Here is a 22,334-nt window from a genome sequence, read left to right on the forward strand (position 1 = left end):
ATCGTCGGCCCTGCCCCTGATGCCAGGACCGGGGTGGATCTGTACTTCCGGTGAGGAACGTCGCCTAGAAGCCCACTGAAGATCTTGCTGTGATGCCCCCCAGGGGGTCTGTGATGTCCCCGGTGGGGGCGACAGCATGACCGTGGCGTGGCGTTCCTATACCGGTGTGATGGCCAGTGTCCACCTATCGCCGGTCCGGGCAAGTCCGAGGTTGATGAGCGTGCGGAGATTGACGGCGGCGACCCGGGTATGGAGCCAGGCGTTGTTCTTGATGGTGCCGATATAGCGCAATCGTCGGCTGCCGCGGGCCACGATCCAGGCGACCGCGCGCTCGACCGGGGGCCGCCACCGGCGGTAGTCGGCTTGCCAGGCCGGGTCGGTGGCGGCCTGACGGCGGGCGGCAACGAGGAGGTCGTGGTGAGGGGTGATCTGCACGACTCGCCCCTTCTTGGCGGTGGTGCAGCGCTCACGCAGTGGGCAGCCCGCGCATGCCTCACCGAAGACAGCCCGCTTCTTGATGGTGTCACCGCCCAAAGTGGCGCGTTGACCGGCGGGGCAGACGACCACGCCGGAGGCGGTGTCGATGACGAAGTCATCGAGGGTGAATCCGCCGGGGACGGCCGGCCGTGGCGGCGCCGGTTTGATCACCAGCCGGTGCCCGGCCTGCTGGAGTTCCCGCCGGCAAGGACCGGTGGAGTAGGCCGCATCGGCAAGGACGTCGACGGGCCGGTCTTCTCCGGCGAGCAGGTCCACAGCCACCACCGCCTTGTGATGGGCGGCACCGGCGCCGGGCCACAGGGCGACCGCGGTCAGCAGGCCGGTCTCCGGTTCAACGACCAGGTGGGCCTTGTAGCCGTCCTGGTGGTGGGTGCGGGTCTTGTGCACGTGCCGGGACTCGGGGTCGACCGTGGAGATCATCCGGTCGGGCACGGTGCGCCGGGCGATACGCCATCGTCCGTCCCGGCCGTCGGAGTCGTCGGCGGGTTCGACGTCTTGGCCCGCGACCAGGGCCAAGATGCCGACCGCGTTCGCGCCCTGCTCGCCCAAGGGCTGCTCGGGCAGGCCTGCCAGTAATCGGATCGCGTCCCCCACCAGCGCGTCCACCAGCACCACGCGTGCCTGCTCATCGTTCCAGGCGATCGCCGGCTTGCCCGGATCGGTGTAGTCATGGGCGGTGCAGCACGAAGCGGCGACCTCGCCCGCGCCGGGGACGTCACGGATCACCCCGCGGATCGCGGCGATCAGCTGCGTGACGGTGTCCTGGGTGGCCACCGCGTCATCCAGCACGGTCGAATCCAGCGCCCTGCGGTGTCGTCCTTTCAGCGCCCCGGTCGCCGTCACGACCGCACGCACCGCATCAAAGATCCGGTTGGGGGCGGTTGCGGGCCAGCCGCCGCCGGAAGTAGGTCAGCAGCGACGGATCGAAGGCGGTGTCATACAGTCCCAGGCCACAGGCGGCTTTCCACCGCAGGTCACAGCGCAGTTCCTGGACGGTGTCGAAGTCCGACAGCCCGTGCAGGGTCTGCAACACCATCGCGGCGGCCAGCACCTGCGGCGGCATGCTCGGGCGTCCGTTTCGGGACGGATACATGTCCGCGAACATCGCTCCGGGAAACAACGCCTCGCGATGCGAGGCCAGGAATGCGAACACGCTTCCTGCCGGGATCAGCTCCCGGCAGGTCGCCCAAACATCCGGTCCGATCGGTTCTCCGGCCCACTCACCCTGCATGACCAAGAAGTCTGGCGTGACCTCTCCCAGGACGGAGCAAGAACGCGAGATCTTCAGTGGGCTTCTAGGAGGACGCCTGCACGGCGGTCTTCTCCGCAGCCGGGGAGGTGCCGCGGGCCGAACTCGCCAGGATGCCCCAGAGGGCGCCGGCCAGCACCACCGTGCCCCCCGCGAGCTGCTGCCAGGTCAGGGTCCCGCCCAGCAGCAGCCAGGTGGCGAGCACCGTCACGACGGGCTCCAGCATGCTGAGAATCGACGCGCGTACCGGGCCGAGCGTCGTGGCCCCGACGAAGAACAGGGCGATCGCGAGCACCGTCGACACCAGCGCCACCGCCGTCACCCAGACCCACCCCGCCGGCGCGAAGCCGAGGTCCAGCCCGCCCGATGCCAGCCCGAGCAGCGCGAACGAGCCGGTGGCGAACATCGACAGGTAGGCCGTGGTGACCGAGGGGGACAGCGAGGCGGAGACCCGGCTGCCCACGATGATGTACAGGGCGTAGGCCACGGCGGCCCCGGTCGCCGCGAGCAGGCCGGGAACGTCGAGGCCGGTGTCCAGGCGGCCCACCACCAGGGTCAGCCCGGCCAGTGACACCAGGATCGGCCCGGCGACGGTCCAGCTCATGCGAGTGCGCTCCACCACCGCCGACAGCACGGACACGAGCGCCGGATACAGGTACAGCAGCAGTACGGCGAGAGCCGGCGAGATGCGCTGGACCGCGGTGAAGTACAGCAGCGACTGGGCCGCGTACATGCCGCCGCCCAGCAGCGCGAGGGTCGCCCACTGCCGTCCGGTCAGCCGCCCGAGCCTGCCGCGCACTCCCAGCCATCCCAGGAACAGCGCCGACGCGATCGCGAACCGCAGCATGAGTAGCGTCGTCACCGACATCCCCGTGCGGTACGCGAAGGAGGCGAAGACGGGCATGAGCCCGAACGCCGCCGCCGAGATCAGGATCGCCGCGACCCCGCGCCGCATCACCATCACCACCTCCGGCGATCATTGTGACCTATGGGACCTCATCCCTGTCATCGGGTACCTTCGGCGGCCGAAGGTCCTGCCGCGCGGTGTCCTGAGCGGCGGTGACGGTGATCGGGACGTGATCGCGCTAGGCTGAGCAGGGCCGAGGATCCATGCCGGCCGCGGCACGGCATCCCGCCGCCAACGGTCCTTGTTCGTGACAGGTCGTGTCCGCGGTCATGCCGGGCGTACACCACGCGCAGGGAGAGGCATGCGCTCGAAACAGACGAGGTTCGAGACAGTGACCGAGCCCGTCGATCCCCCCGAGCGGCGTCGCTCGCACCACGGTGTCCTGGCGGTGATCGCCGTCGGTGGCGCGATCGGCGCGGGCGCCCGCTACGGCGCCGCCCTGCTGTGGCCGACCGCGGCCGGCTCCTTCCCGTGGACCACGTTCTGCGTCAATGTGGCGGGCTGCCTGCTGATCGGGGTCCTGCTGGTGGCGCTGACCGAGGTGTGGACGGCGCCGGTCTGGGTGCGGCCGTTCCTCGCCACCGGAGTGCTGGGCGGGTTCACCACCTTCTCCACCTACTGCCTGGACATCGAGCGCCTAGTCACCGGCGGCAGAACCGGCCTGGCACTCGGTTACCTGGCGGCGACGCTCCTGGCGGCCCTGGCCGCGGTGGTCGCCGGCGCGTGGGCCACCCGGCGGCTTCTGGTACCGGCGGCGAGGAGGGCGCGATGATCCCGCCTGGACGGGCGCTGCGGTTGACGATCTTCGTTGACGACACCGACACCTGGCACCACCGCCCCCTGTACAGCGAGATCGTGCACCGCGCCCATGCCGCCGGGCTGGCCGGGGCATCGGTCTTCCACGGAGTGGAGGGTTTCGGAGCCGGCTCGGTCGTGCACACCACCCGGTTGCTGTCGATGACCGACGACCTGCCGGTGACCATCGTGATCATCGATACCGAGGAGCGGATCCGCGGCTTCCTGCCCCGGCTGGACGACCTGCTCACCGAGAGCCTGGCCGTTCTGGACGAGGTCGAGGTCGTTCGCCCCCGCGGCGGGCGGGCGAGGTGAACTGGCTGCTGGTGCTGCTCGGCGGCGCGGTCGGCGCGCCGATGCGCTACCTGACCGACCGGGCCGTGCAGGCACGCCACGACACGGTCTTCCCCTGGGGCACCTTCGCGGTCAACGTGGCCGGCTCGCTGATCCTGGGCGTCCTGGCCGGGGCCGCGCTGTCCGGGGCGGTGGGCCCCGGCATATGGTCGCTGCTGGGCACCGGCTTCTGCGGGGCGCTGACCACGTACTCGACGTTCTCCTACGAGACGCTGAGGCTGGCCGAGACCGGCGCGGTGCTCTTCGCCGTGGCCAACATCGCTGCCTCGATCGTCGCCGGCCTGGCAGCGGTGTTCGCCGGTCTCACCCTCGCCCAGACGATCTTCGGGTGAGCCGCCCGCGCGAAGGGCCGGGGAACCTCGTACGGCCGGCCCCGCCCACGGCCGGGTCTTCGGGAGCGGTGCGTCTCACTCCCGGTCGAAAGGCCGGGCCATCTCGTCCAGGACGTCGTCCATGATCTCGCACAGCAGCCGGGTCTCCTGCTCTTCGGTCCACATGTGCGTGGCGATGCGCAGCGCGACCAGGAAGGCGGCCGCCGTCACCCGGGCTCGGGTACCGGTCGCAGAGTCGCCGCCGCGCTCCGCGATGACCTGGGCGAGCTCGCGTTCGAGGTTGGCGTGGTTGGCCAACTGCCTGGCCAGGAGCGAGGGGTGCCTCTTGGCGAGTCTGGCGCGGACCACCCACTCCCTTTCCGGGCCGTCCCCTTCGCAGTAGCGATCGTGTACCGCTCCGCGCAGTGCCCGCCAGGCCGATTCCTCGGCGGGGCGGGTGCGGACCCGCTCGAGCAGCAGGCGGATGCGCTGCTCGTCGCCGTAGAGGAGGGCGTCCTCCTTGCCGGCGAAGTAGTTGGAGAAGGTTCGCCGTGAGATGTTGGCGGCGTCGGCGATGGCCTCGACGGTGACGTGGTCCAGGCCGTGCTCCACAGTCAGCCGTAGCGCGGCCTCGTGAACCGCCTGCCGCGTCTCGGCCTTCTTGCGCTCGCGCAACCCCATTGTGATCTGCATGACACGGACAGCCTAACGCCTGACACCGTACGTGCCCAGTGGGCAAAGTTTCTCAGTGGGCATGTATGGTGTCATGGCCCGTTCCAGTTACCCGTACATGGAGGTTGTGTGAGCACCCAAGCGGTCACGCCGCAAAGCACGGAGCCGATGACCCATCGGCAGATTCTCGAAGCGCTCAGCGGCCTGCTTCTGGTGCTGTTCGTGGCGATGATCAGCGGCACGATCGTGTCGGTGGCGCTGCCGCAGATCATCGGCGCGCTCGACGGGACCCAGTCCCAGTACACCTGGGTGATCACCGCGTCACTGCTCGCCGCGACCGCCTCCACCCCGATCTGGGGCCGGCTGGCAGACCTGTTCAGCAAGAAGCTGCTCCTTCAGATCTCCATCGTCATCTTCATGCTCAGCTCGCTGGCCTGCGGGTTCGCGCAGAACGCCGGCCAGCTCATCGCCTTCCGCGCCATCCAGGGCCTGGGCATGGGCGCCCTGCAGGTCCTGGTCCAGGTCATCATCGCCGCGATGATCAGCCCCAAGGAGCGAGGGCGCTACAACGGCTACCTGGGCGGGGTGATGGCCGTGGCCACCGTGGGCGGCCCGCTCCTCGGCGGCCTGATCGCCGACACCTCGTGGCTGGGCTGGCGCTGGTGCTTCTTCATCGCCGTGCCGTTCACGGCGATCGCCTTCGTCCTGCTGCACAAGACGCTCAAGGTGGTCTCGGTCCGCCGCCCGAATGTCAAGATCGACTACGCGGGCGCCACACTGATCGCCGCGGGCGTCAGCGTCCTGCTCATCTGGATCACCTTCGTCGGCAACTCCTTCGACTGGATCTCCTGGCAGACCGCGGTCATGGCCGGCGGCGGGATTCTGATCCTGGCCGTCGCCACCTGGGTGGAGTCACGGGTCGGCGAGCCGGTCGTGCCGATACACATCGTCCGCAGGCGCACCCCCGCCCTGGCCATCGTGGCCAGCCTCGCGGTGGGCATGGCGATGTTCGGCGGAGCGGTCTTCCTGGGGCAGTACTTCCAGATCGGTCGTGGCTACAGCCCCACCCAGGCCGGGCTGCTGACCATCCCGATGATGTTCGGCGTGCTGCTCTCCTCCACGGTCTCCGGGCGGCTCGTGTCCCAGAGCGGCAAGGTCAAGCCGTACATCGTGACGGGTTCCGTGGTGCTCACCCTCGGATTCCTCGGCCTGTCCCTCATCGACCACGAGACCCCGCTGGCGCTCATCTCGGCCGCGATGCTGCTGGTCGGCATCGGCGTCGGCATGTCCATGCAGAACCTGGTGCTGGTCATCCAGAACGTCGTCCCGCTGAGGGAACTGGGTGCCGCCAGCGGCGCCATCACCTTCTTCCGCTCGCTGGGCGGCACCATCGGAGTCTCGGTACTGGGCGCGGTGCTGGCCAGCCGGGTGGCCACCGGTATCGCCGAGGGTTTCGCGAAGGCGGGCATCCGGCCGTCCGGCTCCGGAGGCAGCACCCTCAACCTTGAGGCGCTGCCCGAAGCCGCGAGGACCGTCGTGCGCGCGGCGTACGGCGACGCCACCGGGCACATCTTCCTGATCTCCGCCGCGATCGCCGCGGTGGGCGTCGTCGCGGTGCTCTTCCTCAAGCCGGTCAAGCTGCGCGACACCGTGGACCTGGCGAACTGAGCGGGTGACGACGGCCCGCCCCGCGAGGTCGCGGGGCGGGCCGTCACCGTCCTGTCCCGCCGGGGCTCACCGGGCGGGACCCGGCACGGTCACTCCTCCTCTTCCTCGTCCTCGAAGATCTCCTCGACCAACTCGGCGGCCACGTAGCCGCCGACCAGGCCGGCCGCGCCGGCGGCCACCACCGCCCCCATACCCGGACCACCGTGCCCCCCGTGGTGCCCCCCGTGGTGCCCCCCGTGGTGCCCCCCGTGGTGCCCCCCGTGGTGCCCCCCGTAGTGACCCCCGGGGTGACCGCCCTGGTGGGCGTACGGGTCGTGACCGCCGTAGTGGCCGCCGCCATGGGAGTACTGGGACAGCGCGGCCAGCCAGCCGTTGATCTCCGAGGCCCAGTCGCGGTGCGGCGCCTCCTGGTGGCTGGTCTGCCAGCGGCCGAAGGCGTCACCGCCGGAACCGTGGCCGCCGGCCCGCTTGTCGGCCTCCAGGACGATGTCCAGCCCGCCGGGGTTGGCGATGAAGGTCAGCTCGACCTCGTTGATCTGCCCGGAGTAGGCGGGCGGCGGGTAGAACTCGATCTCCTGGTAGAACGGCAGCTGCTGGCTCACCCCGTAGATGTGGCCATGCTCCAGGTCGGCGCTCTTGAAGTGGAAGCCAAGCTGGGAGAATGCCCGCAGGAAGGCCTCCTGGGAGGCCAACGGCTCGATCTCGACCGGATCCATGTCGCCCTTGTCGACCGCCGCGGCGATCGCCAGCTCGGTGCGCACCCCCATGCCCATGCCGTGCAGGTGCTGCCCGGCGATCTCGGTGATCGGTGCCTCCCAGGGGACGGGAAACTGGAAGGGAACGGTCCTGTCCTCTCCGCTGCGCAGCCGGAACGGTCCAGAGACCTGCGTACGGTGAAGTTCCATCAGGCCGATCTGCTCACCCTCGCCGTGCTCAGATTCCACCCGGGTGACCAGGCCAAGCGCGATGTACTCGATGTCGGCGTCGAAGTCCCCGCCCTTGATCCTTACCTCGCCGCGCAGCAGCCCGCCGGGTTGCACGCGCGGAGTGGACAGGACGGTGTCCACCGACGGGGCCCCGACACCGAAGGCTCCCAGCATCCGTTTGAAGATCACGGTTTCCTCTCCTGTTTGTTCGTCGAACATGACCGAAGAGCAAACGATCACCAGGCGGCCTGGGTTCCCGGGCCGCCTGTCAGCCGGCGCCGGTGGAACGGAGGTACCGCCCGCCGCCGACCCGGCGGCGGGCGAACGTCCCGCCGGCTGTCACGGAGCGTGCCGGATGCGCCGTCCGGTGATCTCACTGGGGACGATCCTGAGGTAGAGCTCGCGGTCGCCGCCCGCCCAGGGCTCGACTCCCGAGGCGGCGGCCTCGGCCTGCTCGTCGGCGGAGACATGGTGGGCGCCACCTCGGATGAGCACGCTCCATCCTTCGCGGGCGGTCTCGTCGATCCGGTCGATCTCGAATGAGATCTTGAACTCGACCCCCCGAACGCCGGTGCGCAGGTTGCTGTCGAGGGGACCGCCGACCGCGGTGCGGACGATCACCGAGTTGTCGTGCAGTACGTAGTTGACCGGCAGGATCGTCAGTCCCGCGGGCTCCTCGAAGGCGACCCTGCCGACACCGCCGGGGGCGATCAGCCGCAGGCACTCGTCGGGCTGCAGTTTCTCCAGGTGGGCATGGGGGGCGGGGCGGCCGTGCCCGGAGGGCAGGTTCATCGTCGCGCCGAGAAGGTCCTCGATGCCGGTGTCCAGGGCGTTGGCCAGTTTGCGCACGGTGTCGGTGGTGGGGGAGGCGGCGGCCTCCTCCAGGTAGCCGAGATATCCGGGGTCGATGCCGGCCCGGTCGGCCAGTTGCTCGCGGCTCAGGCGCAGCTCCTCACGTCGCCTGGCCAGCCGGCGGCCCAGGTCGCCCGGGGTTGCCATATGTTCGGTCATCAAAATCTCCCACTAGAACAGAACGAGCAAAGATCTGGCGTCGTCAAGCCGACCGTGCAGGGGCTTCGCGGGTTTTCCGGCCACCGCCCCTCCCCTCTTCCGAGAGGAAAACAGTACCCGGCAGGGCGGCGGGCCGCCTCAGGGCGAATCGCCCCCGCGGAGGATGTTCCCCTCAGCCGGTATTCCACCACGGGCAGGGTACGAAGATGGGGCCGGAAGTCCCCGGCGAGCGGGCCTTTCGGCCACTGCGGAGAATATGGGGAACCGGTCTGATGGAGGGGAGAGGGTGGAGGAGGAGCAGATGACAGTGCGGATGGTGGTGGGCACGGAAGGCTCACCTTCCTCGTGGGCCGCCGGCGACGCCATGCCGGGTTCGACGACACGTCATGCCCGGGGTGAGGCGTGATGGACGTGCAGAGCCTCAGGGTGGCGCGGGTGATGAGCCGGACGCTGGTCGTCGTCGAACCCGACGAGTCCCCGCTCATGGCCTGGGAGATCATGCGTCGCGCGAGTGTCCATCACCTGCCGGTCGTCGACCGTAACGGCTGCCTGCGCGGTGTCCTCACCCAGGAGGATCTCGCCGCCCGCTGGTCAGGCGGCCCGGTCGAGCAGTCGCACGCTCAGGTCCACTCGTTGCTGGCCGAGCACCGCTGCCCGCACACCACCCTCGACGCGCGCCTGGCCGACGCGGCGGCGGCCATGATCGGCGCCGGTGTCGACGCGATTCCTGTTCTGGGAGAGTCCAGCAGGCTGGTGGGCATGGTGACCGTCACCGACGTGTTGCGGGCCGTGGCAGGCCTGATCACCGAGGAGGAGGAGCCGCCGGAGCTGATGACGGGGATGTTCCGGCTGGTCCCCGTCCTGCCCAGGTCTCGCGGGGCTGACGATCCCTTTACCCGTGACGGAGGCTGAGTCATGGTCGCTCGTACCAACGAGGAGATCACCTCGGCGATCCACACGGCGGTACAGGCCGCCGTGTGGGCACCATCGGTGCACAACACCCAACCGTGGTCCTTCACCGTCGACGGTGAGGAGATCGCCCTGCGGGCCGACAGCGAGCGGAAACTACGGCTCGGCGATCCCGAGGGCCGGGAAATGCTGATCAGCTGCGGTGCCGCCCTGATGAACGTACGGCTCGCGCTGCGGGTGCTCGGCTGTGAACCGCAGGTGCGCGTGCTGCCCGACCCCGACCGTCCCGCCCTGCTGGCGACGGTACGGATGGGGGCGACCGTCGCCCCGGACGAGCACACCCGGCTGCTGCACGCCGAGATCGAACGCCGCCGCACCCACCGCGCCGGATTCGCCGAGGTGCCCGTGGCGGACCGTCTCATCGAGGCGTTCGCCTGCCAGGCGAACGCCGAGAGGGCGCGGTTGACGCCGGTCAGGTCCGAGGCCGCCGTCCGAGTGCTCGCCGCGCTCACCTGCGCCGCCGAGGACGTGCAGTCCCAGGACCGGCTGTTCACCCTGGAGATGATCCGCTGGGCCCAGCCGCCGGGAAGCCCCCGCAAGGACGGGGTTCCGGCGCGGGCCTACCCGCGCGAGCCCAGACGGACCCACCCGCACTTCGCCCAGCGCGACTACGCCCACGGCCACCCCTGGGGCGACGACGCCGACCAGTTCCACTCCACCTTCACCGGAACCGTGGCGGTGCTGACCACGCCGGGGGACTCCCGTGAGGACTGGATCGCGGCGGGCCAGGCGTTGCAGCGGGTCCTGCTTCACGCCTCCGCCTACGACGTCAGCGCGGCCTTCCACACCCAGGCGCTGGAGATGTTCCACCTGCGGGAGTTCCTGCGGCAGGAACTGCTGTCGGGCGAGCACCCTCAGATGATCATGCGCCTGGGCTTCACCTCCGACGAGAGCGAGGGCGTCCGGCGGCCGGTCACCGACGTACTGGAAGAAGACGGGCCGGGCTGATCCGAGGGCCGCGAGGGAGCCGCGGGGACGGCCAGGTCCACCGATGCCCTCACGGCTCGATCAGGCCCGCGCGGATGGCGTACCTGGTGAGGTCGAGCCGGTCGCGCATGCCGAGTTTCTGCAGGATGTTGGCTCGATGCCGATCGACCGTCTTCGCGCTGATGAACAGGGTCTCGGCGATCTGCTTGGCCGAGTTGCCCTCGGCGATCAGCTTGACGATCTCCTCTTCGCGTGGGGTCAGGATGCTCTCCGGAATCGCCTCCCCCAGCCTGTCGCGCTGCAGGTAGTGCCGGATCAGGGCGGTGACGGCGCCCGGATACAGGAACGGCTCGCCTCGCATCGCCGCTCTGCACGCCTCCAGCAGGTCGCGGTCGGCCACCGACTTCAGCACGTACCCCGAGGCCCCCGCCTTGAGCGCCTCGAAGAAGTACTGCTCGTTGTCGTACATCGACAGGATCAGCAGCCGGATGCCGGGCGCGCGCCGTGAGATCTCGCGGGCCGCCTGCAGGCCGGTCATTCGCGGCATCGCGATGTCGAGGATCGCCAGGTCGATCGCCTCAGGTACGGCCGCCTCCACCGCCTCGGCGCCGTTGGCCGCCTCGGCCACCACGGTGAGGTCGGGTTCGGCGTCCAGAATCAGCCGCAGCCCGCGGCGGACCAGGGCATGGTCGTCGGCCAGCAGGATCCTGGTGGGGTTCATCGGCTTCCTTGTTCGTTCTCGGCCGGCACGGTGAGCCGGACGTCGGTGCCGCCGCCCTGAGGAGAGGTCACGGTCAGGCGGGCGCCGATGAGCATGGCGCGCTCGCGCATCCCGCGGATCCCCGCCCCGTCCTGGCGCACGCCACCGCGGCCGTTGTCGGCGATGCGCAACTCCAGGCCGCCGGGCCCCGCGGTCAGGGACAGCTCGACCCGGGAGGCGCAGGCGTGCCTGGCCGCGTTGGTCAGGCCCTCCTGGGCGATGCGGTAGATGACCAGTTCGACGTCCTCGCTCAGCGAGGGCAGCTCCGGATCGACCCTGCGGGTCACCGGAACGCCGCTGCTCTGGGAGAAGTCGCTGCTCAGCGCGTTGAGGGCGCTCTGCAGGCCGAGATCCTCCAGTACGCCGGGGCGCAGGCGGCGGGCGACCTGCCCCACCTCGTCCAGGCTCGCGCGGACGCTCTCCTGCACCCCGCGCAGTTCCTCGCGTAGCTCGTCGGGTGCACGGTCGGCGGCGTGCTTGAGGCTCAGCAGGACCACGGTGAGGCTCTGGCCGATCTCGTCGTGCAGCTCGCGGGCGATGCGCCGTCGCTCGCCCTCCTGTGCGGCCAGGGCGTGGGCGCTGCTGGCGCTGTGCTCGGCCTCCAGCCGGTCCAGCATCGCGTTGAACGTGTCGATCAGGTGGGTCAGGTCGCCGTTGCCGTCGCTGGGCAGCCGGTCCAGCGGGTGCAGCAGGTTCACCCGCTGCATCAGGGTCGTGAGCGCCTCGAGCGGGGCCAGGCTGGTGCGCAGAAGCAGCGCGTTGGCGGCCAGTATCAGCGCCAGGCCGACCGTCAGCACCGGGATCTCGGTCAGCAGCACCGGTGAGGACACGGTGGCGGGGGAGAGGGCGAGCACCAGCGTGCCGACCGTGAAGACCAGTCCGTTGATCACGAACAGGCGTTTGAACAGGATGCGCGCCGGGCTGCGTGCTCCTGCCACCTTTTGGGTGCGCTCGTTCATCTCATCAGCCTCCCGGCCGCCGGACGGCTTGTCCATGGGGGGCGTCTCCCATCTTCTCGTGCCGTTTCTGCACGTTCCACCCCTGATCAGATGGGTGCTGGCCCTGATGGTGACAGAGCTGTGGCGGCGATGGGATGGAGGGGCGGCGGACACCAACAGGCAGGAGAGGCGATGAGTACCAACGATGTCGGCATCCTCTGGTTGGAAGCCGTCACCCGTGACGGTGTCACGATAACCGTCAACGCGGTCGCCCGGGCGCTGGTCACCGATCCCGCGGCGTGCGCCTCCTATCCGGGTTCGCCGGGCGCCGCCATGCTGGCCGCGGCCGAGGCCGAGATCCGCCGGTACGTCGGGGAGCGCGATCTGTCGCGGCTGTCCCGGCGTGTCGATCTCGCCGGCGACGCCTATGGCGGGACCTGCCACTGGGGCGTCGAGGTGACGCTCGTGGCACTCACCCGTGTCGAGATGCGACTCCAGGAGGACCTGATCCGCTGGGCGGAACGACTCGCCTCGTGACCGCGGCTTCGAGTGGAAGGGAGTGACCACCGATATGAACATCACACGTACGACCGTGCCCGGTGAAGGGGTCCTGTTCCACTTCGCCACCCGAGACGGCCAGAACCTGGCGGTCATGGTGGACAGGAACGGATCCCGGCGGATCTTGGTATACGGCGGGGGCGATGAGCCCTCGCAGGCCATCCAACTGGCGCAGGACGAGGCCGATCAGATCGCCCAGGTTCTGCACAGCCGGTCAGTGGACGACAGGCTGGCCATTCTCGAACAGCGGATGGCCGAGATAGCAGGAGGGACACCGTGAGCACGCCGCCCGCGGTGCGCCATCTCACCCGACAGGAAGGTGCCATGCAAGCGCGCGACATCGCGGTGAGCCTTCCGACGGTCACCACGAGTGACTCCGTCGCGAAGGCCGTACGGGTCATGGTGATCGGCCGCCTGCCCGGGCTCATCATCGTGGACGACCGCTCGCGGCCCAAGCTGGTGCTTCCGGGCACCCAGGTGCTGAGGCTGGCCGTGCCCGGCTCCTACCAGGAGGATCCCGCGCTGGCCAGGACCATCGACGAGGCCTACGCGGACCAGTTCTGGCAGGACCTGGGCAATCGCACGGTCGGTGACTGCCTGCCGCGCGAGCACGCCAGGCCGGTGACCGTCCCGGTGGACGCGAACCTGCTCGAGGTGGCCGCGCTGATGGCCAGGATACGCAGCCCGATCGTGGCAGTGGTGGAACGTGACGGCTCGCTGGCCGGGGCGATCACCCTGGAGCGGCTGCTCACCAGCCTGGCCGTCTTCGGCCTCGGTGAGTCTTGAGCGCGCTGCTCGCCCTTGGGATCTTCCTCGTCGCGTTCTTCTTCATCGCCACCGAAAAGGCGAACAAGGTCAAAGTGGTCCTTGTCGCCGCGGGCGCGATGGCGGTTCTGGGGCTGATACCGGGCTCCGAGGTGTTCTTCTCCGAGCACGAGGGCATCGACTGGAACGTCATCTTCCTGCTACTCGGAATGATGATCATCGTAGGGATCATCAAACAGACAGGGATCTTCGACTACCTGGCCATCTGGGCGGCGAAACGTTCCAAAGGCGATCCCTACCGGCTCATGGTCATGCTGATGGTGATCACCGCCATCGCCTCGCCCTTCCTCGACAACGTCACCACGATCATGCTGGTGGCGCCGGTCACGGTGGTCGTGTGCGACCGGCTGCGGATTCCGGCCCAGCCGTACCTGATCGCGGAGGTGCTGGCCTCCAACATCGGCGGTGCGGCGACCCTCATCGGAGATCCGCCCAACATCATCATCGGCAGCAGGGCGGGGCTGACGTTCAACGACTTCCTGGTGCACATGGCGCCCATCGTGGTCGTCATCTTCGTCGCCTTCGTGCTGCTGACCAAGGTGCTGTTCAGAGGGTCCTTCCAGTACAACCCCGAGCACGTCGCCGCGGTGATGGCACTGCAGGAGCGGCGGGCGATCACCGATCCCAAGCTGCTCGTGCGCTGCCTGGCGGTGCTCGCCGCGGTGGTGGTGGGGTTCGGGCTGCACGCGGTGCTGCACATCGAGCCGTCCATCGTGGCGCTCGTGGGAGCGGGCGTGATGCTCCTGCTGTCGCGGGTCTCGGTCTCCGAGGTGCTGGCGGAAGTCGAGTGGCCGACGCTGGTGTTCTTCATGGGACTGTTCGTGATGGTCGCGGGTCTGGTCGAGACCGGCGTGATCGCGACGGTGGGCACATGGGCGATCGAGGCGGTCGGCGACGACTACTTCCTCGCGGCGACGTCGTTGCTGTTCGGTTCCAGCGTGCTGGGAGCGTTCTTCGACAACATCCCGTATGTCGCGACGATGGCACCGATCGTCGAGGGGATCGTGGCGCAGGCTCCCGACGCGGCGACCGGACAGGCGCTGTGGTGGGCGTTCGCACTGGGGGCCGACTTCGGTGGCAACGGCACGGCGGTGGCGGCCAGCGCGAACGTGGTGGCGATCGGCATCGCGGCGCGGACGGGCCACCCGATCAGTTTCTGGCAGTTCACCAAGTATGGAATCGTGGTGACGGTGCTGAGCACGCTCATGGCCTGGGCGTACGTCTGGCTCCGCTACTTCATGTGATCGCGACGGCCCGCCGCGGGTTCCACCACCCGCGGCGGGCCGGGGATTTCGCGGATGAGACTCCGGCGACTCGGGGGCGTCGTCCACGTCTCCGAGTCGTCGCTTCGCATGGTGAATCTGTGAAAATCGTTCACATCCGAGGCCGGGCCCCGTTACGGGTTCGGTCGCGCCACGGCCGGCGGGGGCAGCAGGGAGCGTATCTCCTGAGCGGTGAGAGTGCCGCCGCGTTCGAAGCCGGCGGTGAAGCGGTCCGCGCCCAGCGCCTCACGCACCCGCGTGGTGATCCGGTCGATGTCGCCGCGTTCGGTGGGAGGCGGCGGGGAGTTCGAGGCACGGGCCGCAGCCCCCGCACCCAGGAGCAGGGCGGCGGCGTCGTGGTCTCCGGCGAGGGTCAGTGCCCCGGCCAGGCCCTCCAGGGTGCCGGGCATCTCCCGGGAGCTCTCGAACCTGGCCGCGAGGTCGATGGACCTCAGATGCGAGGCGAGGGCCGCGGCGGCGTCGCCACGCTGCTCGGCGACGAATCCCAGCTCGCTCATGATCATGGGTAGGTACGGGGGCGGAGTCTCCTCCGCGCTCTGCTCGGGGGCGCCGTTCAGCAGGTCGCGCAGGTGGGTCTCGGCGAGATCGAGAAGGTCCTCCCTGCGGGCCGCGAAGGCGAGTCCCATCGTGGCGAAGATCTGCGCGGTCCGGTGCCCCTGCTCGGCCGCCAGCCGTAGCGCCCGTTCGCAGGTCTCCCTGGCCTGGGTGTAGTCGCCGCGTTGCAGGGCGGTCCAGCCGAGCCAGGCCAGCCGCCCGGCGACCTCGGGCCAGAGGCCGAGTTCCTCCGCCATGTGCAGGCCGTCCCGGTGCAGCCGGTCGGCCCGCTGGAGATCACCGGTCATCTCGGCCAGAGCGCCGAGCCAGCCGGTGGCCTCCAGCCTGCCCCAGCGGTCGCCGAGCTCGCCGAACAGCTCCGCGCTCCGTTCGCCGTCGCGTCCGAGCGCGGCCGGGTCACCTCGTACGTGCGCGAGCTTGGCCCGGGTGGCGAGGGCCGCGGCCGTCCCCCACCGGTCGCCGGTCGCCCGGAAGGCCGGCAGCGCTCGGTCCAGCAGGTCCTCCGCGGCCGACAGGTCGCCCAGGTCGATGCCGGTGTGGGCCAGAAACCACTCGGCCCTGGCGCGCCCGGCGGGATCGTTCGCGTCCTCGTACATCGACAGGACCGCGCGGCGGCGATCCTCCCGGTCCGCGACGTCGCCGTGGAGGAAACCGATCCCGGTCTCCCAGGCCAGCGCGCCGGCGCGGAGCGCGGAGGCCCGGGGGGCGGGCGTCTCCTCGGTGAGGGCCAGTGCGGCGGCCAGGGACCGCCGGGCCTCGGTCAGCCGTCCACGCAGCAACCAGTACCAGGCCATCGCGTTGACCAGGCGTAGCGCGCCGGCCGCGTCCTTCTCGCCGAGGGCGGTGTCGAGCGCGGTGCGGATGTTGGCGGTCTCCGCGTCCAGGCGGTGCAGCCAGTGTTGCTGCCGGTGTCCGTACAGGTACGGCGCGGCCTGTTCGGCGAGGTCGGTGTAGTGGTGCCGGTGGCGTTGCCGCAGGCGTTCGAGCTCGCCTGTCCGGCGGAGATGTTCCGCGCAGTAGGCGGCGACCGATTCCAGGAGACGGTAGCGGGGGCCGTCGGCGGCGTGGACGACGGTGACCAGGGAGCGGTCGACCAGGCGTGCCAGGAGGTTGGGGACGTCGGCGGAGGCGAGGTCCTCGGCGGCGCAGACGTTCTCCGCGGCGTGCAGGGTGCAGCCGCCGGTGTGAACGGCCAGGCGCTGGAGGGTGAGACGTTCCGGAGGGGTGAGGAGCTGCCAGCTCCAGTCGATCATGGCGTGCAGGGTCTGCTGGCGGGGTGGGGCGCCGCGGTGCCCGCCCGCCAGGAGGCGGAAGCGGTCGTCGAGGCGGTCGACGAGGTTGTGGACTCCCAGGGCACGGACCCTGGTGGCGGCCAGTTCCAGAGCCAGCGGGATACCGTCCAGACGGTGGCAGAGCGTCGCGACCGCCGGGGCGGTGTCGGCGTCAAGGACGAAGTCTCTGCCGGCGGCGGATGCCCGGGCGACGAACAGCTGCACGGAACCGGTCTTTCGCAGTGCCTGCAGGTCGGTGTCGGCGAGGCGGGGGGTGTCCAGGGGTGGGACGTTCCAGATCATCTCGCCGGTCAGCGCGAGCGGTTCCTGGCTGGTGGCGAGGACGCACAGCGTGGGGATGGCGCCAAGCAGGTGCCGGACGAGTTCGGCGACCGGTTCGACGAGGTGCTCGCAGTTGTCGAGTACGAGGAGCAGCCGCCGGGAGCGCAGGGCGCCGGTGAGCCGGTCCCGAGGGGATGTCGGCTCCGACGGGGTGAGGGGAGATCGGACGTCCAGCACCGTCATGATCGTTTCAGCGAGCCGGGACACCGCGTCCGACATCCCGGACGGGTCCAACGAGGCGAGCTCGACCAGCCACACGCCGTCGGGAAAGGGGACGGTCAGGTTTCCGGCGACTTTGACGGCGAGGCGGGTCTTGCCCACTCCGCCGGGCCCCGTGAGGGTCACCAGCCGGTTGGTACCCAGCAGGGCACGGATCTCGGTGGCCGCGCGGTCCCTGCCGATCAGGGGGGTGAGAGGGGTGGGCAGGTTGGTGGCCGGGCCGGCCGCGACAGGGGGCGCCGGCGGGTCGAGGGCGGGGTCCTGGGTGAGGATGGCCCGATGCAGGGCGCCGAGGTCGGCGCCGGGGGTGAGACCGAGTTCGTCGGCGAGCCGGTCGCGGAGTTCCTCGTAGCTGCGGAGCGCCTCTGTCTGCCGTCCGGAGCGGTAGAGGGCGCGCATGTGGGCGGCGCGCAGCCGTTCTCGCAGGGGATGCCGGGTGAGCAGGTCGCCCAGTTCGGCGGCGAGCCGGGCGTGCTCGCCGAGGGTGAGGCGGGTCTCCGCGTGGTCTTCGTGGGCGGTGAGCAACTCCTCGTGCAGGCGCGCGACGGTGGGGCCGGTGAAGGGTTCGTCGGCGAAGTCGGCCAGGGCGGGGCCGCGCCACAGGGCGAGCGCGTCGGTGAGCAGCGCCGCCCTGGTCCGCGGGTCGCCGGTCCTTCCCGCCTCGGTGACCAGCGACCGGAAGCCTTCGGCGTCGGTGTCGGCCTTCAGCAGATATCCGGCCGGGTGGTGTGCGACCAGCTCCCGGCCACCGGGTTCGGCGTCCTCCAGCGCGCGCCGTAGCTGCGAGACCCTGACCTGCAGGGCGCCTGCGGGATTGGCCGGCGGCTCCTCGCCCCACAGGTCGTCGATCAGCCGGTCGGCGGGCACCGGGCGTCCCTCGTGCAGGAGCAGGTCGGCCAGCAGGGCGCGGACCTTCACTCCGGGGACCGTGACGGGCCGGCCGTCCGTCGTCCACACGGCCAGCGGCCCCAGTATCCCAAAACGCATGATCGACACGATAGTCCGGCATAGAGGGACGGCTGCCGGGTTTATGTCGATCACAACGGCCGACGGTAAGCCCGCGAGAAGGAGACCGTAAGTCCCTCCCGGCAGGGTGGAGCACATCGAGCCGGACACGGGAGCGAAGGAGGCCGGAGATGGCGGAGACGCACGAGGGTGACCGGTTGAGGGTGGCGGTCATCGTCGGCAGCACCCGTCGCGGCCGGTTCGGCCCCACGGTGGCGGCCTGGTTCGTGGCACGGGCGCGCAGGCGGGCCGATCTGGAGATCGACCTGATCGATCTGGCCGAGGTCGCCCTGCCCGGCACGCTCACGGACGAGGACGAGGCGCCGCCCGCCCCGGTGGCGGCGCTGGCGCCGCGCCTGGCCGACGCCGACGCTTTCGTGGTGGTGACTCCCGAGTACAACCGGAGCTTTCCCGCTCCGCTCAAGAGTGCCATCGACTGGTTCTACCCGGAGTGGCGGGCCAAGCCCGTCGCGTTCGTCTCCTACGGCAACGACTCCGGCGGTCTGCTGGCCGCCGCTCAGCTGCGTGAGGTGTTCACCGAGCTGCACGCGGTGGTCATCCGCGACGGTGTCGCGCTGCCCCGCTACTGGGAGCAGTTCGCCGCCGACGGCAACTGGCCCAGGGCCGGCGCGCCGTGCGACACCGCGGTCAAGACCACTCTGGACCAGCTGATCTGGTGGGCCCACGCACTACGCGAGGCCCGCGCCAAACGCCCCTACACCATTTGAACCAGGCGGCACACAGCCGTCGGAGATCCCTCGCGCCGCGGAAGGCCGCGGGGCGTTTCGAATCAACAGCGCGTTCGCCGAACGCCGGAACCACGGAGAGACCAATGGGTAAGATCATCGCTTCGACCTACGCGACGCTCGACGGCTTCATCGACAACCCCCACCTGTGGTCCATGCAGTACGCGAACGCGGGGAGCGGCGAGTACGCCCTCGGCCTGGTCTTCGCCGCCGAGGCCCTCCTGCTCGGACGGGCCACCTACGACGGCATGGCGCAGGCCTGGCCGTCGATGAGCGGCAACCCCTACGCCGACCGGGTGAACAGCATTCCCAAGTACGTGGTCTCCTCGACCCTGGAGAAGGCCGGGTGGAACAACTCGACGATCATCCACGGAGACGACCTCGTCACCGAGGTGGCCAAGCTGAAGGAGCAGTTCGGCGGGAACATCCTGATCTGGGGCTGTGGCCGGCTCACCGACACGCTCATGGAGCACGGTCTCCTCGACGAGTACCGGATCTGGCTCTGCCCGGTCGTCCGTGGCCAGGGGGAGCGCCTGTTCCGTGAGGGCACCGAGGCCACCCTGGAGCTCACGGACACCGCGACGTTCGACTCGGGAGTCGTCATCCTCACCTACCGGCCGGTTAACGACGGCTGAGCGACACCCGGCCAGGGGAGACGGCCCTGCTCTCCTGGCCGGGTGGCCTGAGGTTCCAGGTGGCCGTTCCACCCGACTCCGTCGGGTGGAACGGCCATATTTATTAATCTACAATGTAAAGCCGCTGGCTGGGATTTAATGACTAAAAGCAGGAAAAAGCTTCATAAAACCAGCAAGCTGAAGCGAGAGCTCAAGCCCGGCGCGTGGGCGGGGGCGCCTGCTGGACGACGGCCACGGGCGCGTGGGCATGGGGGAGCAGGGCGTGCACCGTCGATCCGAGAATCCTCGCCGGCCCGGGGGCGCCCACGACGACCAGTTCGGCGGAGGCCGAGGCGTCGATGAGCGCCCTGGCCGGATGTTCGTGTACCACCTGTTCGACGACGGGCACGTCGGGGAACCTCTCCCGCCAGCCGCCGATGGACTCGGCCAGCAGGCGTGCCTCCTCCTGGCCGACGCCTTCGAGGTCGAAGACGAGCGGCTGCATGTCGCCGGGGGCCCGGACGGCCGGATGGGTCCAGGCGTGCACCATCCGCAGGGGGAGGCCGTGCAGCGTGGCCTCGTGGAAGGCGAACTCCAGGGTGCCTTCCTGGCCGGGGCGTCCGGTGACGCCGACGGCGATCTCGGTGCCGTGCTCGGTGCGGGGTTCGCCCACGACCACCACCGGGCGGGGGGAACGATCGGCGAGAGCGCGGCTGACCGAGCCCAGCAGCAGCCCGGCGAATCCGCCGCGGCCCCGGCTGCCGACGACGATCATCTGTGCGGTCCCGGCCGCGGCGATGATCGCCTCCGCGGTGGCACCGTCGGCGATCTCGGTGTCGACCGTCACGGTGGGGGCGGCGGCGCGGGCCTGTTCGGAGGCGTGGCGCAGCAGCCTCCGGGCGGTGGACTCCGCCGCCGGTCCCCAGTGGGCGGGCTGCGGGACGAGGGGGACGTCGTAGGCCCAGCGGAGGGTGACGTGTACGAGGCGCAGGGGCGCGTTCCTCAGGGCGGCCTCTCGTGCCGCCCAGGTCACGGCCTGGAGTGAGGAGTCCGAGCCGTCGACGCCGACGATGATGGGTTCTGCCATGAGCACCACCTTGGGACGGAAGCCGGATCGCGCGCGTATGAGGCTATGTACCCACGGTGTAACCACGTCTCCGCTGGTCCGGCGCTTTTTGATCTTGAAGTGAGCGCATCTTCCGTGCCGGGGTGCGAGACTTCGCAGTATGGGGGAGTTCGAACCCGGCGCCTTGGTACCGCACATGCGGCTGGACGAGCTGCTGTCGGAGCTGAGGGTGCGTCTGGAGGCGGTGCTCGCCACCCGTGACCGGGTGCACGCACTGCTGGACGCGGTCGTCTCGGTGGGCGGTGAGCTTGATCTGGAGACCGTGCTGCGCCGGATCGTGGAGACCGCGATCTCCCTTGTCGACGCCACCTACGGCGCCCTGGGGCTGATCGGTGAGGAGAACACACTCGTTCGGTTCGTCCCGGTGGGGCTGAGCGAGGAGGAGATCGCGGGCATCGAGCACTGGCCGCACGGCCTTGGCCTGATCGGCCTGCTGATCAGGCAACCGCAGTCGCTGCGGCTGGCCCGCATCTGTGATCATCCGGAGTCGCACGGCTTTCCGCACGGACATCCGCCGATGGGGTCGTTTCTGGGGGTGCCGATCCGGGTGCGTGAGGAGGTTTTCGGAAATCTTTACCTCACGGAGAAGCGTGGGGGAGGAGAGTTCGACGACGAGGACGAGGCGATCGTGACCGCGCTGGCCACCGCCGCCGGTGTCGCGATCGAGAACGCCCGGCTGTATGAGGAGAGCCGGCGGCGGGAGATGTGGCTGCAGGCCTCGGCGGAGGTCACCACCAGCCTGCTGTCGGGGGCGGAGCCGGGAGAGGTGCTCACGTTGATCGCCCGGCGAGCGCGGCGGATGGCCGGTGCCGATCTCGTCACGGTCCTGTTGCCCGAGGAGGGCGGGCAGGTCCTGCGCGCGGTTGTCGCCGATGGGCCGGGTGGGGAGCAGGCGGCCCATGCGGAGACCCCTGTCGCCGACTCTCTCGCCGGTCTGGCCTTCACCAGTGGTGAGCCGCTCATGGTCACCGATTCGGCCGAGGCGGGGATTCTGACCGTGATCGCCGGCCGTGTCTCGCCGGGTACGGTGGCCGCGGTGCCGATCGGCGCGGCCGGAGGGGTGCGGGGTGTGCTGCTGCTGGGCAAGCATCCGGGATGTGTCCCGTTCAGCCAGGCGGAGTTGCGCACCCTGCACTCCTTCGCCGGGCAGGCCGCGGTCGCCCTGGAGCTGGCGGAGAGGCGGGTGGACGCCGAGCGGCTGAGCCTGCTGGAGGATCGGGACCGGATCGCCAAGGATCTGCACGACGTGGTGATTCAACGGCTGTTCGCCGTCGCCATGACGCTGATGGGCACCGCGCGGTTCGTGGAGCGCTCCGAGGCCTCCGAGCGGTTGCGCAACGCGATCGACGAGTTGGACGGGACCATCCGGCAGATCCGCTCGACGATCTTCGCCCTGCAGGCCCCCCTTCAGGAAGGCGGTCGCGGCCTGCGCGCGCAGATCGTGGAACTGGTCGAGGACGCGCGGGCCCATCTGGGGTTCATGCCGGGCCTGATGATGGAGGGTCCGCTGGACAGTGGCGTGCCGGAGCGGGTCGCGGAGCACCTGCTGGCCGCTCTGCGGGAGGCTCTGTCCAACATCGTGCGGCATGCCAGGGCCTCCAGGGCCGAGGTGACCGTTGAGATCGAAGGCGATCGGCTCGTTCTCACCGTGGTGGACGACGGGGCCGGGGTGCCAGGGGGGTGCAGGCGCAGTGGGCTGCGTAATCTCAAGGAGCGGGCCGAACGGCTTGGCGGCTCCTTCTCGGTCGAGTCCTCTCCGGAGGCGGGGACCCGCCTGATCTGGAGCGCGTCCCTCACCTAGCCGG

At 70.0% G+C, this 22,334-nt stretch carries 21 protein-coding genes and 1 pseudogene; 13 read left to right on the forward strand and 9 right to left on the reverse strand.

Features of this window, described 5'->3' with window-relative positions; all coding sequences use genetic code 11:
• Window positions 1-156: 156 nt before the first annotated feature.
• Both AB0K21_RS34625 and AB0K21_RS34630 read right to left on the reverse strand, forming a co-directional pair.
• Window positions 157-1,729, reverse strand: a pseudogene (locus tag AB0K21_RS34625) (IS1182 family transposase).
• 64 nt (window positions 1,730-1,793) lie between these two features.
• Entirely contained in the window at window positions 1,794-2,708 is a 915-nt protein-coding gene (locus AB0K21_RS34630; RefSeq protein WP_343966152.1) for a DMT family transporter, read from the reverse strand.
• A gap of 247 nt (window positions 2,709-2,955) precedes the next feature.
• Here AB0K21_RS34630 and AB0K21_RS34635 point away from each other — a divergent pair, with 247 nt between their 5' ends.
• Genes AB0K21_RS34635 through crcB form a run of 3 tightly spaced genes read left to right on the forward strand, consistent with a single transcriptional unit; the run spans window position 2,956 to window position 4,135 of the window.
• Window positions 2,956-3,426, forward strand: coding sequence for a CrcB family protein (locus tag AB0K21_RS34635; RefSeq protein WP_343966154.1), 471 nt, complete (start codon window positions 2,956-2,958; stop codon window positions 3,424-3,426).
• A complete protein-coding gene (locus tag AB0K21_RS34640) occupies window positions 3,423-3,764 on the forward strand; it encodes a DUF190 domain-containing protein (RefSeq protein WP_343966156.1) in 342 nt (113 codons plus the stop codon). Before AB0K21_RS34635 ends, AB0K21_RS34640 begins: the two co-directional genes overlap by 4 nt.
• The gene (gene crcB, locus AB0K21_RS34645) at window positions 3,761-4,135 is read left to right on the forward strand and encodes a fluoride efflux transporter CrcB (RefSeq protein WP_343966159.1); all 375 of its coding nucleotides are present in this window, start codon (window positions 3,761-3,763) and stop codon (window positions 4,133-4,135) included. The genes AB0K21_RS34640 and crcB overlap by 4 nt, the downstream gene beginning before the upstream one ends.
• Window positions 4,136-4,210: 75 nt before the next feature.
• On the opposite strand, the gene AB0K21_RS34650 is transcribed toward crcB, so the two are convergent.
• Entirely contained in the window at window positions 4,211-4,807 is a 597-nt protein-coding gene (locus AB0K21_RS34650) for a TetR family transcriptional regulator (protein WP_343966161.1), read from the reverse strand.
• 147 nt (window positions 4,808-4,954) lie between these two features.
• Here AB0K21_RS34650 and AB0K21_RS34655 point away from each other — a divergent pair, with 147 nt between their 5' ends.
• Window positions 4,955-6,454 carry an MDR family MFS transporter gene (locus tag AB0K21_RS34655; protein ID WP_364155965.1) on the forward strand — a complete coding sequence of 500 codons (1,500 nt, stop codon included), beginning with the start codon at window positions 4,955-4,957 and terminating at the stop codon, window positions 6,452-6,454.
• An 89-nt stretch (window positions 6,455-6,543) separates the two neighbouring features.
• Here AB0K21_RS34655 and AB0K21_RS34660 read toward each other — a convergent pair whose 3' ends face one another.
• Together AB0K21_RS34660 and AB0K21_RS34665 are read right to left on the reverse strand one after the other, a co-directional pair.
• Window positions 6,544-7,569 (reverse strand): sporulation protein, encoded by a 1,026-nt coding sequence (locus AB0K21_RS34660; RefSeq protein WP_364155870.1) that lies wholly within the window; start codon window positions 7,567-7,569, stop codon window positions 6,544-6,546.
• 150 nt (window positions 7,570-7,719) lie between these two features.
• Complete coding sequence (locus AB0K21_RS34665) at window positions 7,720-8,391, reverse strand: pyridoxamine 5'-phosphate oxidase family protein (RefSeq protein ID WP_364155872.1); 672 nt, start codon at window positions 8,389-8,391, stop codon at window positions 7,720-7,722.
• A gap of 405 nt (window positions 8,392-8,796) precedes the next feature.
• Here AB0K21_RS34665 and AB0K21_RS34670 point away from each other — a divergent pair, with 405 nt between their 5' ends.
• Window positions 8,797-9,303: a CBS domain-containing protein gene (locus AB0K21_RS34670; RefSeq protein WP_364155874.1), complete on the forward strand. Its 507-nt coding sequence runs from the start codon at window positions 8,797-8,799 to the stop codon at window positions 9,301-9,303.
• 3 nt (window positions 9,304-9,306) lie between these two features.
• The gene (locus AB0K21_RS34675) at window positions 9,307-10,308 is read left to right on the forward strand and encodes a hypothetical protein (RefSeq protein WP_343966170.1); all 1,002 of its coding nucleotides are present in this window, start codon (window positions 9,307-9,309) and stop codon (window positions 10,306-10,308) included.
• A gap of 49 nt (window positions 10,309-10,357) precedes the next feature.
• On the opposite strand, the gene AB0K21_RS34680 is transcribed toward AB0K21_RS34675, so the two are convergent.
• Both AB0K21_RS34680 and AB0K21_RS34685 read right to left on the reverse strand, forming a co-directional pair.
• A complete protein-coding gene (locus tag AB0K21_RS34680; protein ID WP_030914300.1) occupies window positions 10,358-11,008 on the reverse strand; it encodes a response regulator transcription factor in 651 nt (216 codons plus the stop codon).
• Window positions 11,005-12,006, reverse strand: a complete 1,002-nt coding sequence (locus AB0K21_RS34685) for a HAMP domain-containing sensor histidine kinase (RefSeq protein WP_343966175.1) — start codon at window positions 12,004-12,006, stop codon at window positions 11,005-11,007. Before AB0K21_RS34685 ends, AB0K21_RS34680 begins: the two co-directional genes overlap by 4 nt.
• 171 nt (window positions 12,007-12,177) lie before the next feature.
• Between AB0K21_RS34685 and AB0K21_RS34690 the strand changes: the two genes are divergently transcribed.
• The 4 genes from AB0K21_RS34690 to AB0K21_RS34705 are packed head-to-tail and all read left to right on the forward strand — an operon-like array spanning window position 12,178 to window position 14,612.
• Complete coding sequence (locus AB0K21_RS34690) at window positions 12,178-12,522, forward strand: hypothetical protein (RefSeq protein WP_343966177.1); 345 nt, start codon at window positions 12,178-12,180, stop codon at window positions 12,520-12,522.
• Window positions 12,523-12,556: 34 nt separating this feature from the next.
• Window positions 12,557-12,823, forward strand: a complete 267-nt coding sequence (locus tag AB0K21_RS34695) for a hypothetical protein (protein WP_343966179.1) — start codon at window positions 12,557-12,559, stop codon at window positions 12,821-12,823.
• Between the two features lie 44 nt (window positions 12,824-12,867).
• Window positions 12,868-13,329, forward strand: a complete 462-nt coding sequence (locus AB0K21_RS34700) for a CBS domain-containing protein (RefSeq protein WP_030914291.1) — start codon at window positions 12,868-12,870, stop codon at window positions 13,327-13,329.
• On the forward strand, window positions 13,326-14,612 hold the full coding sequence (locus tag AB0K21_RS34705; protein WP_343966182.1) for an ArsB/NhaD family transporter: 1,287 nt from the start codon (window positions 13,326-13,328) through the stop codon (window positions 14,610-14,612). The genes AB0K21_RS34700 and AB0K21_RS34705 overlap by 4 nt, the downstream gene beginning before the upstream one ends.
• A gap of 152 nt (window positions 14,613-14,764) precedes the next feature.
• Here AB0K21_RS34705 and AB0K21_RS34710 read toward each other — a convergent pair whose 3' ends face one another.
• Window positions 14,765-18,025, reverse strand: coding sequence for a BTAD domain-containing putative transcriptional regulator (locus tag AB0K21_RS34710; RefSeq protein WP_364155878.1), 3,261 nt, complete (start codon window positions 18,023-18,025; stop codon window positions 14,765-14,767).
• 149 nt (window positions 18,026-18,174) lie between these two features.
• Between AB0K21_RS34710 and AB0K21_RS34715 the strand changes: the two genes are divergently transcribed.
• The gene (locus AB0K21_RS34715) at window positions 18,175-18,771 is read left to right on the forward strand and encodes an NAD(P)H-dependent oxidoreductase (protein WP_364155880.1); all 597 of its coding nucleotides are present in this window, start codon (window positions 18,175-18,177) and stop codon (window positions 18,769-18,771) included.
• Between the two features lie 104 nt (window positions 18,772-18,875).
• On the forward strand, window positions 18,876-19,424 hold the full coding sequence (locus AB0K21_RS34720) for a dihydrofolate reductase family protein (RefSeq protein ID WP_343966190.1): 549 nt from the start codon (window positions 18,876-18,878) through the stop codon (window positions 19,422-19,424).
• 190 nt (window positions 19,425-19,614) lie between these two features.
• Here AB0K21_RS34720 and AB0K21_RS34725 read toward each other — a convergent pair whose 3' ends face one another.
• Window positions 19,615-20,490, reverse strand: coding sequence for a universal stress protein (locus AB0K21_RS34725; RefSeq protein WP_343966192.1), 876 nt, complete (start codon window positions 20,488-20,490; stop codon window positions 19,615-19,617).
• Between the two features lie 139 nt (window positions 20,491-20,629).
• Between AB0K21_RS34725 and AB0K21_RS34730 the strand changes: the two genes are divergently transcribed.
• Entirely contained in the window at window positions 20,630-22,330 is a 1,701-nt protein-coding gene (locus AB0K21_RS34730) for a GAF domain-containing sensor histidine kinase (RefSeq protein WP_343966194.1), read from the forward strand.
• Window positions 22,331-22,334 lie beyond the last annotated feature (4 nt).

Origin of the sequence: Streptosporangium sp. NPDC049248 (genome assembly GCF_040678965.1) — a bacterium.
Taxonomy (GTDB): Bacteria; Actinomycetota; Actinomycetes; order Streptosporangiales; family Streptosporangiaceae; genus Streptosporangium; species Streptosporangium fukuiense.

Coding starts and splice junctions, on each gene's coding strand:
- AB0K21_RS34635 (WP_343966154.1), top strand. CDS start 2,956: ATGCGCTCGAAACAGACGAGGTTCGAGACAGTGACCGAGCCCGTCGAT.
- AB0K21_RS34695 (WP_343966179.1), top strand. CDS start 12,557: ATGAACATCACACGTACGACCGTGCCCGGTGAAGGGGTCCTGTTCCAC.
- AB0K21_RS34680 (WP_030914300.1), bottom strand. CDS start 11,008: ATGAACCCCACCAGGATCCTGCTGGCCGACGACCATGCCCTGGTCCGC.
- AB0K21_RS34715 (WP_364155880.1), top strand. CDS start 18,175: ATGGCGGAGACGCACGAGGGTGACCGGTTGAGGGTGGCGGTCATCGTC.
- AB0K21_RS34700 (WP_030914291.1), top strand. CDS start 12,868: ATGCAAGCGCGCGACATCGCGGTGAGCCTTCCGACGGTCACCACGAGT.
- AB0K21_RS34655 (WP_364155965.1), top strand. CDS start 4,955: ATGACCCATCGGCAGATTCTCGAAGCGCTCAGCGGCCTGCTTCTGGTG.
- AB0K21_RS34670 (WP_364155874.1), top strand. CDS start 8,797: ATGGACGTGCAGAGCCTCAGGGTGGCGCGGGTGATGAGCCGGACGCTG.
- AB0K21_RS34685 (WP_343966175.1), bottom strand. CDS start 12,006: ATGAACGAGCGCACCCAAAAGGTGGCAGGAGCACGCAGCCCGGCGCGC.
- AB0K21_RS34690 (WP_343966177.1), top strand. CDS start 12,178: ATGAGTACCAACGATGTCGGCATCCTCTGGTTGGAAGCCGTCACCCGT.
- AB0K21_RS34630 (WP_343966152.1), bottom strand. CDS start 2,708: ATGGTGATGCGGCGCGGGGTCGCGGCGATCCTGATCTCGGCGGCGGCG.
- AB0K21_RS34675 (WP_343966170.1), top strand. CDS start 9,307: ATGGTCGCTCGTACCAACGAGGAGATCACCTCGGCGATCCACACGGCG.
- AB0K21_RS34725 (WP_343966192.1), bottom strand. CDS start 20,490: ATGGCAGAACCCATCATCGTCGGCGTCGACGGCTCGGACTCCTCACTC.
- AB0K21_RS34650 (WP_343966161.1), bottom strand. CDS start 4,807: ATGCAGATCACAATGGGGTTGCGCGAGCGCAAGAAGGCCGAGACGCGG.
- AB0K21_RS34720 (WP_343966190.1), top strand. CDS start 18,876: ATGGGTAAGATCATCGCTTCGACCTACGCGACGCTCGACGGCTTCATC.
- AB0K21_RS34710 (WP_364155878.1), bottom strand. CDS start 18,025: ATGCGTTTTGGGATACTGGGGCCGCTGGCCGTGTGGACGACGGACGGC.
- AB0K21_RS34665 (WP_364155872.1), bottom strand. CDS start 8,391: ATGACCGAACATATGGCAACCCCGGGCGACCTGGGCCGCCGGCTGGCC.
- AB0K21_RS34640 (WP_343966156.1), top strand. CDS start 3,423: ATGATCCCGCCTGGACGGGCGCTGCGGTTGACGATCTTCGTTGACGAC.
- AB0K21_RS34730 (WP_343966194.1), top strand. CDS start 20,630: ATGGGGGAGTTCGAACCCGGCGCCTTGGTACCGCACATGCGGCTGGAC.